The sequence below is a fragment of the Allochromatium palmeri genome, assembly GCF_009720725.1.
Lineage (GTDB): Bacteria > Pseudomonadota > Gammaproteobacteria > Chromatiales > Chromatiaceae > Thermochromatium > Thermochromatium palmeri.
Genome location: NZ_WNKT01000030.1, coordinates 27,213 through 48,106, shown reverse-complemented (window position 1 = coordinate 48,106; position 20,894 = coordinate 27,213). Strand labels below are relative to the sequence as shown.

The 20,894-nt window shown below is 61.3% G+C and carries 23 protein-coding genes; 3 read left to right on the top strand and 20 right to left on the bottom strand.

What is annotated here, in order from left to right; translation table 11 throughout:
* Positions 1-177: 177 nt before the first annotated feature.
* The 13 genes from GJ668_RS13345 to atpD all read right to left on the bottom strand — a co-directional run bounded on the left by GJ668_RS13345 (position 178) and on the right by atpD (position 10,606).
* Complete coding sequence (locus GJ668_RS13345) at positions 178-1,341, bottom strand: RNA-guided endonuclease InsQ/TnpB family protein (RefSeq protein WP_155450644.1); 1,164 nt, start codon at positions 1,339-1,341, stop codon at positions 178-180.
* On the bottom strand, positions 1,319-1,972 hold the full coding sequence (locus GJ668_RS13340) for an IS607 family transposase (RefSeq protein WP_155450643.1): 654 nt from the start codon (positions 1,970-1,972) through the stop codon (positions 1,319-1,321). Before GJ668_RS13340 ends, GJ668_RS13345 begins: the two co-directional genes overlap by 23 nt.
* A 92-nt stretch (positions 1,973-2,064) precedes the next feature.
* Positions 2,065-2,379, bottom strand: a complete 315-nt coding sequence (locus tag GJ668_RS13335) for a DUF1840 domain-containing protein (RefSeq protein ID WP_155450642.1) — start codon at positions 2,377-2,379, stop codon at positions 2,065-2,067.
* Between the two features lie 29 nt (positions 2,380-2,408).
* The gene (locus tag GJ668_RS13330) at positions 2,409-3,356 is read right to left on the bottom strand and encodes a F0F1 ATP synthase subunit gamma (protein WP_155450641.1); all 948 of its coding nucleotides are present in this window, start codon (positions 3,354-3,356) and stop codon (positions 2,409-2,411) included.
* Positions 3,353-4,681: a DUF2254 domain-containing protein gene (locus GJ668_RS13325; RefSeq protein ID WP_155450640.1), complete on the bottom strand. Its 1,329-nt coding sequence runs from the start codon at positions 4,679-4,681 to the stop codon at positions 3,353-3,355. The genes GJ668_RS13330 and GJ668_RS13325 overlap by 4 nt, the downstream gene beginning before the upstream one ends.
* A gap of 83 nt (positions 4,682-4,764) precedes the next feature.
* Positions 4,765-6,324 (bottom strand): alternate F1F0 ATPase, F1 subunit alpha, encoded by a 1,560-nt coding sequence (locus GJ668_RS13320; protein ID WP_155450639.1) that lies wholly within the window; start codon positions 6,322-6,324, stop codon positions 4,765-4,767.
* Positions 6,321-7,136: a F0F1 ATP synthase subunit delta gene (locus tag GJ668_RS13315; RefSeq protein WP_155450638.1), complete on the bottom strand. Its 816-nt coding sequence runs from the start codon at positions 7,134-7,136 to the stop codon at positions 6,321-6,323. Before GJ668_RS13315 ends, GJ668_RS13320 begins: the two co-directional genes overlap by 4 nt.
* A gap of 3 nt (positions 7,137-7,139) precedes the next feature.
* Positions 7,140-7,421: a F0F1 ATP synthase subunit C gene (locus GJ668_RS13310; protein ID WP_155450637.1), complete on the bottom strand. Its 282-nt coding sequence runs from the start codon at positions 7,419-7,421 to the stop codon at positions 7,140-7,142.
* 30 nt (positions 7,422-7,451) lie between these two features.
* Positions 7,452-8,141, bottom strand: coding sequence for a F0F1 ATP synthase subunit A (locus GJ668_RS13305; protein WP_155450636.1), 690 nt, complete (start codon positions 8,139-8,141; stop codon positions 7,452-7,454).
* Positions 8,125-8,454, bottom strand: a complete 330-nt coding sequence (locus tag GJ668_RS13300) for an ATP synthase subunit I (RefSeq protein WP_155450635.1) — start codon at positions 8,452-8,454, stop codon at positions 8,125-8,127. The genes GJ668_RS13305 and GJ668_RS13300 overlap by 17 nt, the downstream gene beginning before the upstream one ends.
* Positions 8,447-8,785, bottom strand: coding sequence for an AtpZ/AtpI family protein (locus GJ668_RS13295; protein WP_155450634.1), 339 nt, complete (start codon positions 8,783-8,785; stop codon positions 8,447-8,449). Before GJ668_RS13295 ends, GJ668_RS13300 begins: the two co-directional genes overlap by 8 nt.
* A complete protein-coding gene (locus tag GJ668_RS13290) occupies positions 8,778-9,167 on the bottom strand; it encodes a F0F1 ATP synthase subunit epsilon (protein ID WP_155450633.1) in 390 nt (129 codons plus the stop codon). The genes GJ668_RS13295 and GJ668_RS13290 overlap by 8 nt, the downstream gene beginning before the upstream one ends.
* Positions 9,164-10,606, bottom strand: a complete 1,443-nt coding sequence (gene atpD / locus GJ668_RS13285) for a F0F1 ATP synthase subunit beta (RefSeq protein WP_186343098.1) — start codon at positions 10,604-10,606, stop codon at positions 9,164-9,166. The genes GJ668_RS13290 and atpD overlap by 4 nt, the downstream gene beginning before the upstream one ends.
* A 1,008-nt stretch (positions 10,607-11,614) precedes the next feature.
* Between atpD and GJ668_RS13280 the strand changes: the two genes are divergently transcribed.
* The 3 genes from GJ668_RS13280 to GJ668_RS13270 all read left to right on the top strand — a co-directional run bounded on the left by GJ668_RS13280 (position 11,615) and on the right by GJ668_RS13270 (position 15,263).
* The gene (locus tag GJ668_RS13280) at positions 11,615-13,951 is read left to right on the top strand and encodes a putative bifunctional diguanylate cyclase/phosphodiesterase (RefSeq protein ID WP_186343097.1); all 2,337 of its coding nucleotides are present in this window, start codon (positions 11,615-11,617) and stop codon (positions 13,949-13,951) included.
* 83 nt (positions 13,952-14,034) lie between these two features.
* The gene (locus GJ668_RS13275; RefSeq protein ID WP_155450631.1) at positions 14,035-14,766 is read left to right on the top strand and encodes a DUF3581 family protein; all 732 of its coding nucleotides are present in this window, start codon (positions 14,035-14,037) and stop codon (positions 14,764-14,766) included.
* A gap of 152 nt (positions 14,767-14,918) precedes the next feature.
* Positions 14,919-15,263 (top strand): FlxA-like family protein, encoded by a 345-nt coding sequence (locus tag GJ668_RS13270; RefSeq protein WP_186343096.1) that lies wholly within the window; start codon positions 14,919-14,921, stop codon positions 15,261-15,263.
* A gap of 139 nt (positions 15,264-15,402) precedes the next feature.
* On the opposite strand, the gene GJ668_RS13265 is transcribed toward GJ668_RS13270, so the two are convergent.
* The 7 genes from GJ668_RS13265 to GJ668_RS13235 form a co-directional block, all read right to left on the bottom strand.
* Positions 15,403-15,705, bottom strand: a complete 303-nt coding sequence (locus tag GJ668_RS13265) for a hypothetical protein (RefSeq protein WP_155450629.1) — start codon at positions 15,703-15,705, stop codon at positions 15,403-15,405.
* A 74-nt stretch (positions 15,706-15,779) separates the two neighbouring features.
* A complete protein-coding gene (locus tag GJ668_RS13260) occupies positions 15,780-16,841 on the bottom strand; it encodes a radical SAM/SPASM domain-containing protein (protein WP_155450628.1) in 1,062 nt (353 codons plus the stop codon).
* A gap of 104 nt (positions 16,842-16,945) precedes the next feature.
* Positions 16,946-17,692: a lysophospholipid acyltransferase family protein gene (locus GJ668_RS13255; protein WP_186343095.1), complete on the bottom strand. Its 747-nt coding sequence runs from the start codon at positions 17,690-17,692 to the stop codon at positions 16,946-16,948.
* A 26-nt stretch (positions 17,693-17,718) separates the two neighbouring features.
* Positions 17,719-18,963, bottom strand: a complete 1,245-nt coding sequence (locus GJ668_RS13250; RefSeq protein ID WP_155450626.1) for a beta-ketoacyl-[acyl-carrier-protein] synthase family protein — start codon at positions 18,961-18,963, stop codon at positions 17,719-17,721.
* Between the two features lie 18 nt (positions 18,964-18,981).
* On the bottom strand, positions 18,982-19,224 hold the full coding sequence (locus GJ668_RS13245) for an acyl carrier protein (protein WP_222930789.1): 243 nt from the start codon (positions 19,222-19,224) through the stop codon (positions 18,982-18,984).
* A gap of 84 nt (positions 19,225-19,308) precedes the next feature.
* Positions 19,309-20,196 (bottom strand): lysophospholipid acyltransferase family protein, encoded by an 888-nt coding sequence (locus GJ668_RS13240; RefSeq protein WP_155450624.1) that lies wholly within the window; start codon positions 20,194-20,196, stop codon positions 19,309-19,311.
* Positions 20,193-20,894, bottom strand: coding sequence for a glycosyltransferase family 2 protein (locus GJ668_RS13235; protein WP_155450623.1), 702 nt, complete (start codon positions 20,892-20,894; stop codon positions 20,193-20,195). The genes GJ668_RS13240 and GJ668_RS13235 overlap by 4 nt, the downstream gene beginning before the upstream one ends.

Genomic DNA, 20,894 nt, shown 5'->3' with positions numbered 1-20,894 from the left:
GTGAAATTATTGATGGTTATGGATCTGAATATAAAATTGCGTTTTCATCTGTTTAATTTTTTTAATGAAAGTACTTAGCGAACTTAAGATGGTGACTGTGCTCTTTGTCACCGCTCCGAAAAGTCTCAGATAATCTCAACTATCTGTTATTTTCTTCCTGCTTCATCGAGGCTGGTTTCACGCTGCCAAGGCAACGCCAGAGCCGTCCTCTCCACAGGCTGACACGGTAGAGCTTACCGCGTAATTGGCGAGGTTAATCGCCGCATTCAGGTCTCGGTCGATGGTTAGGCCGCACTCGCAGCGCAGGGTCTCGACACCGAGAACGATCTCAGGGTGGTGCTGGCCGCACTGCGAGCAGGTCTTACTGGATGGAAACCAGCGGTCTACCACCACGACCGTTGCGCCGGTCATGGCCGCCTTGTACTCGATCTTGGTGCGCAGCGAACGAAGGCCCGCATCACTGACCGAGCGGGCAAGACGACTGTTCGCGGCCATGCCTTTGACGTTCAGATCTTCAATGCCGATGACATCGAACTGCGTGGTCAGATGGTGACTGAGCTTGTGCAAGGCGTCTTCGCGGATGTCAGCCAGGCGCTTGTGCAGTCTGGAGAGCTTGGTTTTCGCTTTCTTCCAGTTCGCACTGCCTTTGCGCTTGCGGGCCAGGGAACGATTGAGCCGGCGCAGACGTCCGTCCAGTCTGCGGTGCGGTTTTGGTCCTGGGATGGATTCGCCCGTGGAGAGCGTCGCCAGCGCCTTCAGGCCGAAATCCACGCCGACCACGCCGGTGGATTCCTGGTGGAGCCGATCATCGGTCTCGACCAGGATGGAGATGTACCAGCCATCGGCCTGGCGACTGACCGTCGTTGACTGGATGCAGCCGGGGAAGCGCCGTTGCTCGCGCATCTTGACCCAACCGATGATGGGCAGCTTCACGCGCTTGCCATCGACCTGCACAGCCGACACGCCTTTCTTGGGCGGGCCGTTATCCGCGCGGAAAGCGTCGTGGATGCCTTTCTTCTTGAACTTCGGATAGCCGCCGTCCTTGCCTTTTTTACCCGCCTTCACCTTACGGAAGAAGTTGGAGAACGCCGTTCCAGCGTTCTTGATGGCCTGCTGCGGCGCGGTCTTGGTGACTTCCAGCGCCCACGGGAACTCGACGGGCTTGATGGCGTTGTATTGCTTGCGCAGCGCCGCCTCATTAGGTTTCAGGCCAGCCTCGTACTGCGCCTTCCATTGCGCTAACGACCAGTTGTAGGCATGGCGGGCGACGCCGCACGCCTTGGCGAAATAGGTCGCCTGTTCCTGGTTGGGGTCGAGCTTAATCTTGTGGGCGCGCAGCATCGTAAATTCCAAGGTCTTCGGCCATCACGTCCGCCGAGGCTTGCAGGTCGTGCAGCAGCTTGCGGTGTTTCTTGGAGCGGCTACCGTAGAGCCGAGCGGAAAAGACCGTGATGATCTCCAGAACGTCCTGGGCCAAATCTTCCTCGAAAGACGGCTGATCTCCCTTGTGGATGATGACGATCTCAATGCCCTGAATCTCACACAAGGCAAAGACAAGCTCCGAGCCGAAGCGTAGCAGCCGATCCTTGTGAGTGATGACCAGCCGCCGCATCTGGCGGCGCAGGATCATTTCGAGCAGGCGTTGCAGTCCTTTCTTGCGGTAGTTCATGCCTGAGCCGAGATCCCGGATGACCTCTGTGCGCCAACCTTTCGCGGCGCAGTAGGTTTCCAGCATCTCGTGCTGGCGATCCAAGTCCGCTTTCTGGTCATGGCTCGAAACGCGGGCGTAGCAGACGGTCGGAGCATCGGTATCACCGAGGGCGAGCAGGTCCGCTACCGCGTAGTAGCGGGTGCCGCCTTTGGTTTTGCGAGCCGGCAGCAGTTCTCCGGTCTCCTCCCATTTGCGCAAGGTTGCCGGAGTTGATCCGATAAGGGACGCGGCTTCGCCGATCTTGACTAATTTCCGTTCCATAGTGCTAGATTACAGAACATTATTGTAGATTAAAAGTATCTGTTATGAACCCGTGGCCGGTCAGTGCGCCGCAACCAGCCGCTGCCACTCGATCAGGCGTCCCACATCACATTTTCGTGCGCTGCGGCCGCCGCTGTGAGCAGCTCGATCAGCGGCAATGCGCGATGGGCGAGGCTGACGTGCTGGCCGTCCTCGCCATCAGTCGCTGATCCGTTGGTCGGATCCAGGGGCGCGTCCGGTTGTGCCTGGACCGCCGCCTGCAGCTGCGCCAGTGCCGTCGGTACGTCGTCAGCCATGAGGGCGCCGGGTACGCGGCCGCTATGTCCCATCAGCTTGATGAGTGTCACGGCGACGTCGCCGAACATCGTGATGCTGGCATAAGCCTTGGTTTCGAAAGTAATCAACATTTCGTTTCACTCCTGTTGTGATAAGACCGTCATCGGCGTTGCTTTGAACGCCGCGATCCGGCGAGTGCCTCGAAGCCAGCGATGACATCGAACAGTTCCTCGTCGATGCCGCTCTGGCGCAATCGATGGAAGGTTCCGTTCAGCGTTTCCAGCAAGTCTTCGATATTTTTATCGGCGCGCTGCATCGCGGCGAGTCGGCTGGCGTTCTCGCTGGCCAGGGATTCGGCGCTGGCCCGAAACAGCGACACGAACAGATGCTCGCGGATCAGCGCCCGCAGGGTTCCCGTATCCACTCCGGAGTCGTCCCCGATGACCTCGGGCTGATTGTTCGTCGGCCAGGGACGCTCCGCCAGCGAAAGACGCCAGGACTCATCCAACGGCAGCAGTCGCTGAGCGACCGGCGTATAGACCGCTGCCGAGTGAGGTCTGTTGTAGACAAGATGCAGGATGGGCAAAGCGCTGCGAAGCCCCTCATCCGCCTCGATCGCCACCAGAATCTCGCCGACCAGCGGTGTAATGCCGGCGACCGAGTTCGGCACCTTGAAGCATTCGACCACCGGCAGACCGGCGTCTACCAACCGCGCCTGCACCCGCTCGCCGACCGCCCACACCCGTAACTGACGCCCTGATCGATCCCTCGACGGCTCAGTCAGCCCGGCCAGCGTCTTCACCGCATGATCAGCGACCAGATCGTTGAACTGGCCCACCAAGCCCTGATCGGAGCCAAAGACAACCGCGCCACTCACGCCCGCCTCCGCGCCTGTGGCGTCGCCAGTCAGCGCGTCCGCGTGGCCGATGCCCCGGAAGCAGACGCTCAGCCCCAGCTCCACGGTGCGGGCATAGTCGCCCAGGGCGCTGACCGATTGCTCGTACTGGACGATGCTCGACGCGGCCAGCGACTTCATGGTGCGGACGACGGATTGGAGGTCACCGGCGCTTTTGAGCTTATGGCGCAGACTGGCCGTGGTGTCGCTCATGAGGCGCTCCGTCTGTCGAGGGCTTCGCGCACCTGTCTCAGCCGGTGCGCGAGCCGGTCGCGATCAGGCGGGGACGCAATGCAGCGCTCGGCGGCCTCGCCGATCGCGTCGACTTTTTGTCCGAGCGCCCAGCGCCGGTTCGGGCTGGCGGTCTGACCGGCGATGGTGTGCAGCGCGCCAAGCAGCCGCAACAGGATGGCAACGTTGCCTTCGGCGTTCTGCCGAATCTGGTCGAAGGCCTCGCCCAACAGGCTCTCGAAGCTCGAACCGCGAACGATGACGCGCAATGTCCCTTCATCCAGCCGATCGGGAGTCGCAATCCGGCGCGTCGCCAGTCGGGTCAGGATCGCCGCCAGATAGTCCACGCACATCACGGCGGTGGTGGTGTCATTGATGCCGGGTGACAGCGCCTTCATGGCGACGTCGACGATCTGGCGGATACCGAAGGCGACATCCTGCTCCACCGTGCGCTGACGACTGATGACGTAGAGCGCGTTCAGTCTGGCCGTCGTCGCCTCGTCCAGGTCACCCGGATCGAGCAGCGAGACCAGCGGCGTGCCCGCGACGACGAAATCCCCGACGCCATGCTCCATCCGCAGCAGGGTCTCCAGTGTCCGGGCCACATCCGGCAGTGCGTCCAGATCGAGACTCGCGATGTAGCCGGTCTTGTCGGCCGGAACGACCAGCCAGGGCTGCCCGGCGAGCGCGCTCGCCAGGGTGTCGTCCGTGCCTTCGTCGTCATCGGCTTCCAGCGCCTCCGGAAACAGATGATCCACGGCGGCGAGCGTTTCCTGCGCGGCCGTGGCTACGATGCTCGACGCCTGGATGGAGGTCGCAATGTGATGGATGAAGTGGATCAGCACCGCGATCCCGACGAAGGCGAGCAGCAGACCGACCAGCACCGCCAGGGTCGGGACGAAGGCCCCTTCGGCACCGTCGCGAATCGTCCGCAGCACCACCAGGCAGTAGGCGAAGATGCCGAGAAAGACGCCGAGCACCCACTGGTTGACGCGATCGCGCATGAAGTTGCGAATGACCCGCGAGCTGTACTGACTGGAGGTGAGCGAGAGTGCAACGAGGGTGATCGAGAACACCAGCCCGGCCACGGTGATCATCGAGCTGGCAACCGTTGTCAGCAAACCACGGGCGCCGGCCGCACCGGCCCCGAAGAGCAGCGGCCAGTGCGCGACCAGATGCAGATCGAGGGTGGTTTCCAGGGTGATCAGCAGGATCGCCAGCACCACCGCATCGACGACCATCAGGGCGGGGACGAACCAGAAGCTCGACCGCATCGCTTGCCAGCCATGGCGAAGTTTCGTGATCATGCGCGGAGATCCTCCTGTGAGACGCTGGGTTCGTGCGTCTGCCTCTTCAAGCTTCGCGCGGATTCCGGCACCGTCCGGCCGCGCTAACCGCCCCGTTTGAGTGCTGAGTCAGGTTCGGGCTGAAACCCGGCGAGCGCCCCGCGCCCGATCTCGACAATGGTTTGACGATCCGCCGCGCTCAGGGCATCGGCACTCACCAAGCGCTCGATCACGTCCTCCGGGATCGTTGTTGCCGCGTCCAGCACCGCCCGCTCGGCGTCGGGCATTCGCGCAAGCGGCACTGTGTCGAAGAGCCCGGCGGTCAGAGCCAGCAGGATGGCGATCTGCGCGGGCATCGACACCGGAGCGAATTCCGGTTGCTTGAGGCAGGCGCGAATGCGCCGCCCATGCGCGATGCGTTGGCGGGTGTCTTCATCCACGCGCGCACCGAAGCGGGCAAAGGTCTCCAGCTCCTCGAATTGCGCATAGGCCAGCTTCAGATCGCCCGCCACCGCGCGGTAGGCGGCCCGCTGCGCCTTGCCGCCGACACGCGAGACGGACTGGCCGACATCGACCGCCGGCAGCACGCCCAGTTCGAACAGCGATGGCGAGAGATAGATCTGCCCGTCGGTGATGGAGATGAGATTGGTCGGAATGTAGGCCGAGAGGTTCTGGGCCTCGGTCTCAATGATCGGCAACGCGGTGAGCGAGCCGCCGCCAAGGTCTTCGCGCAGGTGAGTGGCACGCTCCAGCAGGCGCGAGTGGATGTAGAAGATATCGCCGGGAAAAGCCTCGCGACCGGGCGGGCGACGCAGCAGCAGCGACAGCTCGCGATAGGCGCGCGCATGATGGGTGAGATCGTCATAGACGATCAGCACATCGCGGCCTTGCTCCATGAAGTGCTCGGCGATGCTGGTCGCGGCATAGGGGGCGATGTAGGTCAGCCCCGGCGCGTCGTTGCCCTCAGTCAGGACCACCAGGGTGTAGTCCAGCGCGCCCTGTTCTCGCAGGGTGGCCAGGGTCTTGGCAGTAGCGGACGCCCGCTGGCCGATGGCGCAATAGACACACAGCACATCCTGGCCGCGCTGGTTGAGGATGGTATCGATCGCGATGGCGGTTTTGCCGGTCTGCCGATCACCGAGGATCAGCTCGCGCTGGCCGCGCCCGATGGGGATCAGGGCGTCGATGACCTTGAGTCCGGTCTGCAGCGGCACGGTGACGGGCGCGCGGTCCATGATGGCCGTGGCGGGACGCTCGATCGGCAGGCGCTTACCCGTGGTCAGCGGCCCCAGGCCGTCGAGCGGTCGTCCCAGTGGATCGATGACACGCCCCAACAGACCCTCGCCGACCGCCACGTCCATGACCCGGCCGGTGCGCTCGACGGCATCGCCGGCGTGCAGTTGCCAGTAGTCGCCGAGCAGCACCACGCCGATCTCGTCCGGGTCCAGGTTGAAGGCGATGCCGAACACCTCGCCGGGAAACGCCAGCCGCTCCTCGAAGCCGACGCTGGGCAGACCGGAGACCTTGGCGATGCCGGTGGAGACGCTGGCGATGGTGCCGATCTCGTGGGGTGTCAGTGGTAGCTTGAAGGTGTCCCGCGTCTGGTCGATGGCGCCGAAGAGGCGATCGAAGACGGACTGCAGGGTGTCGGGCGCCGCGTTCATGGCGTGGGATCGTCCAGCCCGGACGCCGCTGGTTTGGACGCGGCACCCGGTTGGTCCTTCGTCCTGAGCAATTCATCAACCCCCTGCTCCAGCGACTTCAGATAATCCGCCAGGTTCCAGCCGATCCGTTGTCCATTCGCGCTCAGGTCGATCCCGCCAATCAGATCCGGCCCGCTCTCGAACCGGACCGAAACCTCGGCGTCAAACCGGCGGTTGAGCGCCGCCTGGATCGCCTCACGTTGCGCCACGGGCAACGCCAAGGCACTGCGCACGCGCACCGGCTCGGTCGTCGTCTCCAGTGCTTGGCCAAATACATCGCGCGCCTCGCCGTTCATCGCCTCCAGGCGCTCAATGAAAACCGCGACCAGTCGTTCTTCCAAACTGACCCCGGCCAGATCAGTCAGCGTTTTGCGCGCAATCGCGAAGACCTCACGCTGCGTCCGGCTCAATAGCGCCTGATTGAGTTGCTCGGCTTCCTGGCGCAAGGCTTCCTGGCGCTTGGCCCGCAGGGCGTCGGCGGCGTGTCGGGCCTCGTCGAGCAGACGCGCGCGTTCGGTCTTCGCCGCGTCCGTCGCCTGGGCCAGGAGCGCCGCGCGTTGCGCGTCGAACGCCTGGTTCTTGTGTTGGAAGGTCTCGCGCTCCTGCTTAGCCTCGGCGCGTTTGGCGTCGGCGTCCGCCAGCTCAGCGGCGATTCGCTGCTCGCGCGCGTCGATGGCGTCGAGGATCGGACGATAGAGAAAGCGCTTCAGCAACCACACCAGGACCAGAAAGTTGATGACCTGCGCGCCGACAGTGAACCAGTCGATGAGCATGGCCTATGTCCCGGTGACCTGGGCGATGGCGAGGTTCCAGAACGGGTTGGCGAAGATCAGGATCATCGAGATGACGAAGCAATAGATGGCCGTGGATTCGATCATCGCCAGACCGACGAACAGGGTGCGGGTGATGGTGGCCGAGGCGTCGGGTTGTTGCGCCAGTGAGGTGAGCGCCGTCGCCACCGCGCGCCCCTCGCCGAGCGACGGGCCCACGACGCCGAAACTTGTCGTCAGGCCGGCGGTGATGATCGATGCCACCGCGATCAGGGTCAGGCTATCCATGGTGTGTCCTCCGCTAAGTCTGTGGGTGTCTCATGGTTTAGGTGCGGCCTTTGGCGTGCGCGTCTGCGTGGCGGCCGCGATATACACGGCGGCCAGGATGCTGAAGATATACGCCTGCACCAGGCCGGTGAGCAGACCGAGCGCCGTCATCAGGATCGGAAAGAAGAAGGGCGTGATGGTGAGCAGGATGGCGATGATCATCGCCCCGCTCATCATGTTGCCGAACAGCCGCACCGCCAGCGCCAGGGTGCGCGAGACCTCGCTGATGATGTTGAACGGCAGCATCATGAAGGTCGGCTCCATGTAGGACTTGAGATAGCCGCCAAGGCCCTGGTCCGCGATGCCGAAGAAGGGCACGGCCACCAGCACGCACAGCGCCAGCGCGGTCGTGGTCGAGAGCGAGCCGGTCGGCGGCTCGTAGCCCGGAATGATGGTCGCCAGGCTGGCGGCGGCGACGAACAGGAACAGGGTGCCGAGAAAGCCGAGATAGCTCCGCGCCTCGCGTAGTCCGACCTCGGCGATCTGCTTTTCGATGCCGGTGACGAGGATCTCCAGCAGGTTCTGCCAGCGCGACCGGCTCAGATCCCGCGACAGTTTGCGCGTGACGAGGAACGCGCCGACCACCAGCACCAGCATCAGCGCCCAGGTGAAAACGATGGTCGCGTTGAGCTTGAGAAACCCGTATTGCCAGAAGATGATCTCATCAGGACTCAGGCGCATGATCGACCTCCTTCACGACGGTTCGATGGTCATCGGCGGGGTGGGTCAGCTGCAGAACGACAAAACGCGCGCCGATGACGCCGACGAGCCCAGCCAGCAGGCGCTCCCAATGACCGTCGGAAACCAGGTACAAACCGACCAGCAGCAGGCCCATCCGCGCCAGCAGGCTGCCCAGCAGCCACAGCGCCGGTCGTGGGGACTTCAGGCTCTTGCGCAGCGTCCACCAGAGTCCGCCGAAGAACATGGCCCCGAGTCCCAGTCCTGCGACCCCGGCCAGCGCCAGACCCAGACCCAGACCCAGCGTTTCATGCATCGTCATCCTCCTGTTCTTCGCGCATCGCCCGCTCTTCCTTGGCGACCCAATGCCAGGCATTGAAACAGCCGAGCGTCAGCCCACCCACCAGCAGCGCCAGTGTCCAGGACTGGCTGCCGGGATAGTGTTCGTCGAGCCACAGACCCAGCCCCGCGCCGAGCAGCGTCGGCACCACCACCGACCAGCCGATCAGCCCCATCATGCCGAGGCCGAACCAGACCCCCGGCGTGGGGTTGCGCCGCGCCCTGAGCTTGCGCGTGGCCTTGTCGCCGACCTGTCCGGCGAGGCTTGGAGTCCTGTCCGAGGTCTTGCTGTCTGGAGGTTCAGTCATGGCGCAGACTCACGAAACGGTGCAGAAATCCGGATTCAAGTTTCGCCATCACCGCGCGCATTTCCTGCTCGCGCGCGTCCAGGAGTAAAAATTCCTGTTCCACCGTCGCGCGCAACTGGCCAAGGTCGTTGCCGCGAATCGCCCGGCGCACCGACACCAGCACCTCAGCGCCGGTCTTGACCAGCACGCCTTCATCCACGGCCAGGTAGACCTCGCCCTCGGCGACGGTTTCGTAGATCAGGATTCCGGGCGCGAGCGCCGCGACACAATCCAGGCGACGTGGCAGAATCCCGAAAAAGCCGTTAGGCGTCTCAGCGACGAGGCGCGTCACTTCGGTGATCTCCACAAAGACGCGAAATGGCAACAAAACCTTCAGATTCATGACGTCTTCTCCTTGTCTCTGTTGTCCTTGTCGTCCTTCACCTTCACCAAAGCCTCATCCACCCCCCCAATCATATAAAGCGCCCTCTCAGGCACATCCCTGAACTCATCCCCCAGAATGCGCTCGCAGCCATCCAGCGAATCGGTCAAGCTAACCAGCTTGCCGGTCAGGCCAGTAAAGCGTTCAGTGGTAAAAAAGGGCTGAGTCAGAAAACGCTCCAGCCGCCGGGCACGAGCGACCAGATTGCGGTCCTCCGGCGAGAGCTGTTCCAGGCCCAGCATCGCAATGATGTCTTTCAGCTCCGCGTATTGGGCGAGCGTGCGCCGGATCTCTTGCGCCAGGGCGTAATGCCGCGTGCCGACGATGCCGGGCGTGGCCATCTGCGAACTCGATTGCAGCGGGTCGATGGCCGGGTACAGCCCCTCCCCCGCCCGCTTGCGCGAGAGCACGATGGAGGCGGAGAGATGCGAGAAGGTATGGACCGCCGCCGGGTCGGTGAAATCGTCCGCCGGTACATAGACCGCCTGGATCGAGGTGATGGCGCCAGCATCGGTGTTAGCGATGCGTTCCTCCAGCCCCGACAGCTCCGTCCCCATGGTCGGCTGATAGCCCAGGCGCGAGGGCATCTGACCCATGAGGCCGGAGACCTCCATGCCGGCCTGGATGAAGCGGAAGATATTGTCGATCAGCAGCAGCACGTCGCGCTGCTCGTCGTCGCGAAAATACTCGGCCATCGTCAGCGCCGCATGGCCGACGCGAAAGCGGCTGCCGGGCGGCTCGTTCATCTGGCCGAACACCATCACCATGTGCGGCAGGACGCCGGCGTCCTTCATCTCGCGATAGAGTTCCTCGCCTTCGCGACAGCGCTCGCCGATGCCGCAGAACAGGCTGACACCGGCGTGGTGCCCGATCATGTTGTGGATCATCTCGGTGAGCAGCACGGTCTTGCCGACGCCCGCCCCGCCGAACAGGCCCGCTTTGCCGCCGCGCTCCAGCGGGAGCAGTACATCAATGAGTTTGATCCCGGTCTCGAAGACCTCGGACTGGGTCGAACGTCGCGCTAGGGGTGGCGGGGCGTTGTGGACGGAGCGCCATTGGATGTCAGTGGGTGGCGGTTGGCGATCGATGGCGTTGCCGAACACGTCGAACATGCGCCCGAGGAGACCTTGGCCCACCGGCGCCATCAGCGGTGCACCGCTGTCCTCGACCCACATGCCGCGCGCCAGGCCCTGGGTGGGTGTCAGAGCGATGCCGCGTACATGCTGGTCATCCAACTGTGCCAGCACCTCGATGCGGATCTGACCGTCCGACCCCGCGCGCAGCAGCCGATAGATCGGCGGCAGCTGCGTCTCGAAGCGCAGATCCACCACGCTGCCGCGCACCGCGACGACCAGGCCGCGATTGGCGAACGGGGTGTTGTGGTCTCTGCTCTGGTCCACGCCAACCTCCGTTGCTCGCGCCTCAAGCGGCGCAGGCCGTTATCGGGTTCGATTGAAACCGGAACCCTGTCCGTAGCCCTGACCCTGATCGTATCCAGGACCGTAGCCATTCATCATGCCGGAACCCTGACCATATCCAGGGCCGTAACCATTCATCATGCCCGGACCCATCCCATAGCCCGGACCTTGACCATATCCAGGGCCGTAACCATTCATCATGCCTGGACCTATGCCATAGCCTGGTCCGTATCCAGGGCCATCCATCATGCCCGGGCCCATGCCGTAGCCAGGACCGTACGCGCCTTGAGGCGGTTGGGCGAATGCGCCGGCGGCCAAGACCGTTCCGACGAGAAAGAGGGCGGCGCTCGACGTTGTGCGAAGGTTCATGCGTGCCATGGTCAAACTCCAATAAGGATTTGGTTCGATGTCTGTCTCCGCAACGAGCCAAAACGCTTATCTGGCAGCGTCCGGCTGAACCATTGCGACACCCTTTTTATAGGCGCATTGGCGATGGCTGTCGGTACGCTGCCGCACATAAGCGCCCTGATGGCGATGCCCCGGATTGCCGGGGACGGGCAACCTCTGCACACATCCAACCCGTCTCACTGGACCAACATCAGTCCAACGGTGCACAAGGTCCGGTCTTCCGCGCTGGATGATCACGGCCGCAAGTGGCCAACGTCTTGCCGTCACCGGGTCGCGAATGCCGCGATCAATATTCTCAATGCCGGTTTGGGGTTTATAATTGCTGACCATAATCTATTTTTTCTATGAAAATCTGGATTTTGCGTCGGCTTGACCGCTCTCGACAAACCTTGATACCTAGAGACTAAACTTCAGTGGACGGCATAGACCTGGGCGCCGTCGGATACATGCGCTCGGACGAGCGTCCACCAAAGCTCAAGGCCGTCTTCACCCTGGAGCCCTAGGCGCGAGACTTTCATGCATCTTCGATGGCACCGCAGTATCTTGTCTCGAACCGGGACCGTCCTGGTCGCCGTCTTTCTGTTGATCGGCACGATCACCGTCGGCATCAACCTGCAACACAACCGGTCACACGGCGAGAAAGCCTCCAAGCTCCGCCTCAATCAATTGCTTGATACCGTCGAGAGCACCGCCAGCGTCGCCTGTTTCACGGGCGATAAGGTGCTTGCAAACGAACTCGCCTCTGGATTGCTGAGAAATTCAGAGGTTCTCGCCGTCGTCATCCAGGCGGATGACAGGGAGCTGGTCAGCCTTCGACGTCAAGCCGACAACGTCGATCTCGCCACCGAGCCGAGCGTCACGCCATTGGTCCGCGATGTGTTTTCCCCGTTCACGCCGGAGACACGCGTCGGCCGGATACGGCTGACACCGAACCAACAGGTGATTGGTGAAGTCATGCGGCAGGAACTGCTTGGCGCCATGCTGCAGATGGCCCTTCAGTTAGTGCTCGTCGCCTTCGCGGTCGCGGTGGCCATGCTGTTCCTGATCATCCGCCCCATCAAAGCCATCTCGGATGGCCTGCATCGCATGGATGCAAGCCGTGGTGAGCGGCTTCCCCTCCCCGCCGGACACCAAGACTCCGAAATCGGCATGCTGGTCGAGGACGTGAATCTCATGGCCGATCATTTGGTCCAGGTTCTCAATGAAGAGCGGGGACTGCGGATGCAACGCGAAATCGATGAGCGCCGTTATCATGCGATCTTCGAGAATGCGGATACGGGGCTCTTCGTGCTGGACAACGAGGGGGTTCTCACCTCGTGGAATCCTGCCTTCGCGCGACTGATGCACCTGTCGACGCGGACCGAGCAGACCGCTCAGCGCTCGCTGTTCAGTTTCGGCTGGAAAGACCCGGCCCGGCTGGCCGATGTCTTACTGAAGAGCCTGAGCAGTCAACAAAGCACCTCGGGCGATCTGCATTTCTGTTCGCCTGAGGCGCCGGATCGATGGCTAAACATAATGTTGACGCCAATCGCCGATCAAACCATTCAGGGCGTGATTCACGATGTGACTCAGCACAAGGAGGCAGAGCACTCAGCTAGACAACTGGCCGTCACGGACAGCCTGACCGGTTTGCCCAATCAGCTCGGACTGGAGCGGCACCTGCATGAACTGGCTCGCGCCTGCGATCTGACCCAAGGCACTGGCTTCGCGCTGGTGCTCATCAGCCTCGACGACTTCAAAAGGGTCAGTACCGGCTTCGGTCCAACCGCCGGCGACGACATCCTGAAGGAAGCTGGCAGGCGCCTTTCTTCAAGCGTCAAGGGCACCGATATCGCCGCGCGGCTCGGAGTCGATCAATTCGCCGTGCTGCTGCCCGGCATCAGCCTTGACCTGGATACGGAGCGTGTCACAGAACGCATTCTCCACGCCCTGCATAAGCACTATTTCGTCGCCGGCTCGCCTGTGCAGCTCCAGATTAGCGCCGGAATTGCCTTCTATCCCCATGACGCCGACGCCGGTGTGGCGGAATTGTTGCAGCATGCCGATCTGGCTCTGTCGGAAGCCAAGAGTAGTCATGGCAGCTCCATCCGGTTTTTCGACCCGACGCTCGCCGAGATCGCCAAACACAGACAACGTCTCGAAAACGATCTGCGACGCGCCATCCGGGCCGGGCAATTCGCGCTCTTTTTGCAGCCGATCGTCGATCTCACGCAAAACGCCCTGGTTGGTGCCGAGGCGCTGCTGCGCTGGCAACATCCGGAGCACGGTCTGGTTCCACCCGACGAATTCATCCCACTGGCCGAGGAAACGGGTCTCATCAACGACATCGGACTCTGGGTTCTGGAAGAAGCGGGTAAACAGCTTGCGGTCTGGCAACAGGCCGGACTCCCGCTGTATCTGTCGGTGAATGTCTCCGGCCGTCAGATCCCCGATGGACTCCCCCCCAGCCTACTGGTCGATCAGGCCGCCCGCCTCGGCTTCTCACCCGCTTCACTGGCCCTGGAGATTACCGAGGGCGTGCTCCTGAGCGATTTTGGCAGCGCCCAATCCTGGCTCGACGCCGTGCGTTCGAGCGGTTTTCCCGTCTATCTGGACGATTTCGGCACCGGCTATTCGTCGCTGTCCTATCTGAAGCGGTTCGCTGTCGACCGCTTAAAGGTGGACAAGAGCTTCGTCCGTGATATCGGCACCAACCTGGGGGATCGGGCACTGGTGGCGGCCGTGACGGCCATGGCGCGCAGCTTCCACCTCGACGTCGTCGCCGAGGGGGTGGAGGACGCGGACCATGTCAGGCTCTTGCGGCACATGGGCTGTCGCTACGCGCAGGGCTATTACTTCTCGCGCCCGGTGCCCATGGAATCATTCCACGAGTTCAGCGCGCGTATCCCGGAGTTGCTCCGGGCAACGCTGGACTCATGATCCGGACCTCGCGCACGCTCGATGCCCTCCCCCTCTTCCAATGCCACGTCTTCGTGGCTTCCCATACCTCGGAGCGATCAGCCATGTTTCTCGATCCTTTCCACGCGCCCGAAGGTGGCGCCGTTCGTGTCTCTGCGGCGCAGGGCAGTGCCTTCGCGAAGGCGGTCGCGGGTGATTTCAATCCCATTCATGATGCGGTGAATCCGCGCTTTTGCGTGCCTGGCGATCTGCTGTTCGCACTGGTGTTGGCCAGGTTCGGCGTCGCGAACCGGATGGCGTTTCGCTTTACCGGGATGGTGGGGGCGGATGTCGGTCTGAACTTCGCGGCAGGAGCCTCAGACGTAACAGTCAGGACCGAGGACGGCAAGTCCTGTCTTGAGGTCGAGTCGAGCGGAGACGTCAGCAACGACCTGGCGTTGATCGAGTCTCTGGTCTGCCGCTACGTCGCCTTTTCGGGTCAGAACTTTCCGCACATCCTGGTGCCGCTCATGGAGCAGCATGGCGTGATGATCAATCCCGACCGGCCGCTGGTGATCTATGAGCAGATGTCGTTCGAGCTGGACCGGCTGGATTGCCCGGATCTGGACGTGGCGCTGGAGTCAACCGAGCTGGAAGTGAAGGGACGACGCGGCGAGGCGCGCCTTGGATTCGCGCTGCGCGCCCAGGGTGAGCTGATTGGACGGGGCTCCAAGACCCTGATTCTGAGCGGGCTGCGCGACTATGAGCCTAAGGCGCTGCAGGGCTTGGTCGAGCGCTATGCAGGCTGGAAGGCCGCCTATCTCACAGATCCGGCATCACTTCAGCTCCAGGCATAGCCAACAGCGTATCAGGCGGGGCGGAAGCCTTTGCGTTGATAGGAGCCTCGCCCCCAGCCGACCCGTGCCTCGCGCGAACGGTGATCGGCTCAGGCAACCGGCGGCCGTTTGGCTGATACTTGAAGAGCGAACAACAAGCCGGGGATATGGCCATGATCGGTGCCATCAGCGGATATGCGTCCATCAACTCGTTCGGTCGGTTCAGTACGAGCGACACGACAACCAGCACGACCACGCAGGTGGCGGCGCTTGAGCGTCAAATCACGGCGCTGGAAAAGGAACTCGAAGCCGCCTTGAAGGAGACCGGAACGTCGGAAGATCAACAGTACGCCATGAGTCTGAGCCAGCAGATCGCCGCGCTGGAATCGCTCATCGCCCAACTGACGGCCGATCAGAACACGACCACTCTGGAGGCGGACACCACCGGCGGCGGGGGAACGACCAGCTCCACGCTGGGGGTGCATCTCGATGTCTATGCGGCCCGCCGTGGTTTGTAGAGGCGGGAGGCGCGTCTGCCTCTGGAATCAGCCGTTTCTCAACCTCAATCCCACAACTGGGGCGCTGATGTGCGTCACGCCTGACCCGTCTACTCCAGCGCAAAACCGGCTGTCAGGTAGCTCCAGTTCGTCATGAGGTTCACAGTCCGATTTCCCCACTCATCACCGGCACGTTGGCGAGCACGGCCAGGGCGATCATCCAAAAGACCAGCGAGATGTAGCCACGGCGTAGCAGATTGACGCCAAAGCCGAGTAGATAGACCGACTGCGCCAACCGTAGCGCACCTTCCCCGACAATCCCGAGATCCAGTTCAGGCAGCACTCGGTTCAACCAGAATCCGAACTGAACCAGCAGCCAGAGGCCGGCCACCACGCCGATGAGTCCGACACCGATCTCGAAGCGTCGAAACGGTTTCTGCACCGGTTGTGGGATGAGGGTCATGTGTAAGTTGTCTCCGCAGCTGAGTCTCAAGTCCCCGGAGATTGTAGACACGTTTTTTGAAGCGTTCGGGGCGTTCATCGATGATCAAGGCCCGGTTTTCGGCTACAGGCCGCTATCGTATTCCGCCAGCAAGTCGGATCGGAGGCCAGGTAATCACCGGTCATCTGATAGGCCGCGCCCCGGCACCCATAGCATTCCTCGCTTTTTTCACAGGTGCTGCAGAATCCCTTGATCGTCTGCCGGTAGTTTTTCAGGTTTTTCATCACCTCGCTGTTTTTCAGGATATCGCCCAATGGTTGCCGACGAATATTGCCCAGCGCAATGGTCACGCCAACACAAGGCGTGACATCACCCTGGGCAGTGACCAGGCAGGAAACCTGGTGACGCATGCAGCGGTTGCCGACCAGCGGCGGCTGCGGCTCCCACTGGCGATTAAACTGTTCGCGGTCAATGGCTGAGAGCCGGGTGAAGAGATTCTGCAACTCCTCGGCTTCGACATAGAGCCAGGTGTTTTTTACAGCGTTGGCCTGGGGGGTGAGGATCTCGAAATAGGGTTCGATGTTCTGCTCTCGCAACCACTGCCAGAGTTCAACCAGTTCTCCCAGGTTCTGCCGACAGATGACGGTGCTGGCTGCAAGAACCAGCTCCCTTGAGGGGTAACCTGCCCGGTGCAACCGTTCCAGGGCCTGGTTGATGATCGTCGAGGCGCCCTTTTTTCCGGCCAGGTGGTCCTGAATCGCGGCATCGCGGGAGTTCATTTTCACCACCACCTGTACACGTTCCTCGGCCAGAACCTGCGCCAGCTCCTCGGTGATACCACTGCCGTTGGTGAATAGCTCGATCTCCAGTTCAAGTTCGCCGAGAAAACGGAGCATTTCCACCAGGTGAGGATAGATGGAAGGCTCGCCGCCCAGAATGATGATTTTTTTCGCGCCCAGTTCCTTGGCCTGGAGAATAACGTCTTTAATCTCCTTGAGCGACATCTCCAAATCCGATGCTGTTGGATCTTCCACATAGCAGTATGGGCACCGGAAATTGCATTTCCGGCTGAACTCGATTTCCATGGATAACAGCCGGTCGGCCGCCGCTGCGGCGCGGATCTCCTCTTCGGTGAATTCCAGATTGTAGAGTTGCATGCTTAGTATCCTTCGAGATCCTTGAATGTATTATTTTCCCGAATCGAATGCTCTTCGTTTTCGGAAAAACCAAAATAAGGCCGCGAACGACCATCATCCAGTATTTACGCCAATTCCGCCTCGCGCTGCCGGCCTTCCATGGCCCGGCGAACCCGTTGGCCAAGGTCGCTGAGGCTGCATTGGAGATCCTGGACGGCAATCGTTTCGACAAGACGCAGGCGGATCGTGTTTTCCTGGCTGGCAGCAAAGAGGAAAACGCCGGGAGTGAACAGTCGGTCCGTGTTTTCCACAACTAGGACATGGACCGGCACCCGGCATTGCCGGGCAATCTTCAATGCCCCCTGGTGAAGGGGCGCGATCCGGCTATCGCGACTACGCGTACCTTCCGGAAAGACAAAGAGGTTGCCCCCGGAAGCGAGATACGCGGGCAGAGATTCCATCTGCGTAAGCATCAGGGCCGCGAACGGGCCGCTGGCCGTGGCCGGCAGGTAACCGGAGGTGCGAATCACCCAGCCAAAGATGGGGACGGTGAAAAAGACGGATTTGACGATGGTGGTGGCGCGGTAGAGATGGGCGATCAGCAGCAGGGGGTCGAGATAGGAGCGATGATTACAGAGAATCACCGAACCACGAAGTGAGCCGATGGCGGCATCGATCTCCCAGTGTTGTCGCGGGGCGATATTGTGAAGGATGCGAAAAAAAAATCGATAAAAGAGGCGGTTATATCGCTGAAAGGCGCGTGCTTTTTCTTTGTGGAAAAGACTGCTCCACAGATAGAGCGGCGCAAATAGAAAAAGAAAACCCAGGGTAAAATAAAGCCAGCAGATGAAGGTCACGCTGAGATCAAACAATCTATCCGCACTCCACCGCCGCATTTTTACACGACCTCGTTGCCGTTTTTTATCAGGAGGCAGGTGTTGACTCCGCCAAAGGCAAAATTTTGGATTGCAGCAATGCGAGTCGAGGCTTCGATTACCTCTGGTGTATAGTTGAGTCGGGCGCAGCGGGGATCGATTTCCTGAAGATTCAGGGTAGGGGCAAGGAAGTCTTCGGCCATCATGTACAGGGTCATGATCAGTTCCATCGCGCCGCAGGTTCCCATGGTGTGGCCGGTGTAGCTTTTCAGTCCGGTCACATAGGGAGATTGGCCATAGACGGCCTCGATGGCCTGGGATTCGATGATATCGCCCATCTTGGTTGCGGTTGCGTGGGCACTGATATAGTCCACCTCCTTCGCCTCGATGTTTGCATCGTCAAGGGCAAGGCGTAGGGTCGAGGTGATGCCATCTAGGTTGGGAAGGATCAGGTCGCCGCCGTTGTTGTTGCAGGCAAAGCCGATGACCTCGCCGAGGATGGCGGCCCCCCGCTGTTTGGCGGACTCGTATTCCTCGAGAAGGACAGCGGCACCGCCTTCGCCAACCACCAGGCCATCGCGCTTTTTATCAAAGGGGCGGGGGGTGCGGGAGGGGCAGTCGTTGTAACCGACCGAGCAGGCAAGCAGATTGTCGAACACTGCAACGGTTGTAGTGTCGTATTCGTCGGCCCCGCCGCAGAGCATGGCATCCTGCACGCCGAATTTGATCATTTCATAGCCAAATCCGATGGCTTGGCTGCTGGTGGTGCAGGCGGTGGAGGAGGCGATCACCCGACCGGTGATGCCGAACATGCGGGTGATGTTGACCGCCGTGGTATGGACCATGGAGCGGAGGTAATCGACCGCGCCGATGGAAGAGAATTCGGTCTCGAGGCTCTGAAAGAATGTCTGGTAGATATCCCGCTGCACCGTTGGGCTGCCGTGGGTGGAGCCAAAGGCAACGCCAAGGCGGCCGGATGCAATAGATTCCTTGGAGAGTCCGGATGCCTCGAGCACATCCTTGGCCACCTGGCAGGCGTAATAGGCGACCGGTCCCATCGTTTTACGCTGAGAGCGATTGAACGCGTAATCAATGGGGTAGTCGACTGTACCGAAAACGCGGGAATGAATATGGCCGGTGAGAAGGCCGTCATCACGCAGAGGCTTGATCCCGGAGCGTCCCAGGCGCAGGCTCTCGACGATGGATTGTTGGCCGTACCCAATGGGGGTGATGGCGGAGCAGGCGGTAATAACAACGCGACGTTTCATCGAACAAACCCTGGAGGATTACTGAGCGCGGCCCTGTTGGATCCTCTCCAGGTAGTCGAGGATATCGTTGATCGTCCTGATCTCCATCGCCTTTTCTTTTTCCTCGCGGGTGAGGGAAAAGCCCAGGATGCGTTCGATCTTGCCCAGCAGTTCAATCGCGTCGATGCTGTCGAATCCGTGGTCGTCTCGCAGGTTGTCATCCAGGCCCGGTTCCTGGAATTCGAAATCCTGGACAAGGATCGTCAGGATTTTTTCTTGCATTACATCTCTTGTCATGGTGGCTTATCTATGTAGCGAATCTTGGTGGCAGAAATAGCCGCTGCCGAGCCTGGGGAATCGGGCCAGTCAGGGGGTCTCACCCGGATCAAGGAGGAATCGGTCGAAATGATACCATTCGTAGGGGTGAGCGCGGAGGGCCGCTTCCAAGAGGTCGGCATACCGTTGCGCGGCCTGTGCAACCGCTTGGTGCCGATCTTCTCTTCGCTCGCATCTGACCCAGATGGGCTCGGAAAAGGTAAACCGGTAGCGGTTGCGCCCCGTGCGGAAGGCGAAAAAGACGACAATTGGTGCCCCGGAGACCAGGGCAAAAACGAAGGGTGCCTCGGAAACAAAGGCTGGATGGCCAAGTACCTGCACCGGAATCCGGCGCTGATCCTGCCGCCAGATGATATCTCCGGCCATGGAGACCAAGCCCCCCTGGCGCAGTATTTTCAAGCCCTCCAGTGCGGTAAAGGGATTGGCCGCGCCCTGGTCAACCCCAATAATCGTGACCCCAGCCTGTTGCAGCTCCTCTTTTTGTCGCCGTTCCACCCCCTCTTTTTCCTTGACGCCCATATAGAGGAGCAGGGGCGTCTCGTAGCCCTGGTGAATCATGAGCCGTGCCGCCATCTCCCAGTTACCGAGATGGGACATTAAAAGAAGTGCCCCTCCATGATTGATGCGTGCATTCAGCGCCTCGCCCCCTTCACAGGTAAAGATCGGCAGCTGGCCGTTGTTGGTCAGAAAACGATCAAAATGGATGGTGGTAAAGCTCTGATACTGGCAAAAGGCGCACCAGAGATGAAACCAGCGGCTCCGTTGGGGGAAGACGATGGCATAGAGGCGGAGGCTTTCTCGAACCTTGGGGGAAAAGAGAAAGTAGCCGGTGGCAATGCAGCGCGCGATACTGGTGAAGAACCAAGGGCCGATGAGGCGTGAGATCCGCACCAGGACAGCGTAGGGAGCAAGACTCATTGTTTGCTGCCCAGACGAAAAATGCGGCTGTAGATCAACCGGCTGAAGGTGCTCGAGTTGCGCAGAAAATCGCGCCAGGGCCGGAAATGGCTGACGCGAACGCCTTTGGGCTGGTACACGACCGAGACCGGAACTTCCACGGTAGCAATCCCCGCGCGTTTGGCGCGCACCAGCACTTCCACCTCAAACTGGTACCGTCGGGCAACGACCCCGAGCTGCAGGGTTTCGGGAAGGGGGTACAGGCGATAGCCGGACTGGGAATCCGAGATCTGTGGACCGCCGGAGACCCGGACCCAGAAGTTGGAAAATCCACGACCAAAACGACTGGTCCAGGGGACATGGTCACCGGCCATACCCTGGCGATTGCCGACAACGATCGTTCGTTCACCTCGCTCTGCCGCCGCGAGCAGGGTCAGCGCGTCAGCCGGGTCATGCTGGCCGTCGGCATCAATGGTCAGCGCCCAGTCGCAGGTGCGAGCAGCTTCGGCAAAGCCGGTGAGCAGGGCCGCTCCTTTCCCTTGGTTTTCGGCATGGTGCAGCAGGGTGACACCTTCCTGATGTTGGAGAACAGAGGGCGTGGAATCGGTGGAGCCGTCGTCGACGACAATAATCGCTAGGCCCAGAGGGCGTGCCGCCGCGATCACCGCAGCAATTTGCGGTCCATGATTGTACACCGGTATAACGATGGCAACGCGCAT

Coding starts and splice junctions, on each gene's coding strand:
- GJ668_RS13345 (WP_155450644.1), bottom strand. CDS start 1,341: ATGCTGCGCGCCCACAAGATTAAGCTCGACCCCAACCAGGAACAGGCG.
- GJ668_RS13340 (WP_155450643.1), bottom strand. CDS start 1,972: ATGGAACGGAAATTAGTCAAGATCGGCGAAGCCGCGTCCCTTATCGGA.
- GJ668_RS13335 (WP_155450642.1), bottom strand. CDS start 2,379: ATGTTGATTACTTTCGAAACCAAGGCTTATGCCAGCATCACGATGTTC.
- GJ668_RS13330 (WP_155450641.1), bottom strand. CDS start 3,356: ATGAGCGACACCACGGCCAGTCTGCGCCATAAGCTCAAAAGCGCCGGT.
- GJ668_RS13325 (WP_155450640.1), bottom strand. CDS start 4,681: ATGATCACGAAACTTCGCCATGGCTGGCAAGCGATGCGGTCGAGCTTC.
- GJ668_RS13320 (WP_155450639.1), bottom strand. CDS start 6,324: ATGAACGCGGCGCCCGACACCCTGCAGTCCGTCTTCGATCGCCTCTTC.
- GJ668_RS13315 (WP_155450638.1), bottom strand. CDS start 7,136: ATGCTCATCGACTGGTTCACTGTCGGCGCGCAGGTCATCAACTTTCTG.
- GJ668_RS13310 (WP_155450637.1), bottom strand. CDS start 7,421: ATGGATAGCCTGACCCTGATCGCGGTGGCATCGATCATCACCGCCGGC.
- GJ668_RS13305 (WP_155450636.1), bottom strand. CDS start 8,141: ATGCGCCTGAGTCCTGATGAGATCATCTTCTGGCAATACGGGTTTCTC.
- GJ668_RS13300 (WP_155450635.1), bottom strand. CDS start 8,454: ATGCATGAAACGCTGGGTCTGGGTCTGGGTCTGGCGCTGGCCGGGGTC.
- GJ668_RS13295 (WP_155450634.1), bottom strand. CDS start 8,785: ATGACTGAACCTCCAGACAGCAAGACCTCGGACAGGACTCCAAGCCTC.
- GJ668_RS13290 (WP_155450633.1), bottom strand. CDS start 9,167: ATGAATCTGAAGGTTTTGTTGCCATTTCGCGTCTTTGTGGAGATCACC.
- GJ668_RS13275 (WP_155450631.1), top strand. CDS start 14,035: ATGTTTCTCGATCCTTTCCACGCGCCCGAAGGTGGCGCCGTTCGTGTC.
- GJ668_RS13270 (WP_186343096.1), top strand. CDS start 14,919: ATGATCGGTGCCATCAGCGGATATGCGTCCATCAACTCGTTCGGTCGG.
- GJ668_RS13265 (WP_155450629.1), bottom strand. CDS start 15,705: ATGACCCTCATCCCACAACCGGTGCAGAAACCGTTTCGACGCTTCGAG.
- GJ668_RS13260 (WP_155450628.1), bottom strand. CDS start 16,841: ATGCAACTCTACAATCTGGAATTCACCGAAGAGGAGATCCGCGCCGCA.
- GJ668_RS13250 (WP_155450626.1), bottom strand. CDS start 18,963: ATGAAACGTCGCGTTGTTATTACCGCCTGCTCCGCCATCACCCCCATT.
- GJ668_RS13245 (WP_222930789.1), bottom strand. CDS start 19,224: ATGCAAGAAAAAATCCTGACGATCCTTGTCCAGGATTTCGAATTCCAG.
- GJ668_RS13240 (WP_155450624.1), bottom strand. CDS start 20,196: ATGAGTCTTGCTCCCTACGCTGTCCTGGTGCGGATCTCACGCCTCATC.
- GJ668_RS13235 (WP_155450623.1), bottom strand. CDS start 20,894: ATGCGCGTTGCCATCGTTATACCGGTGTACAATCATGGACCGCAAATT.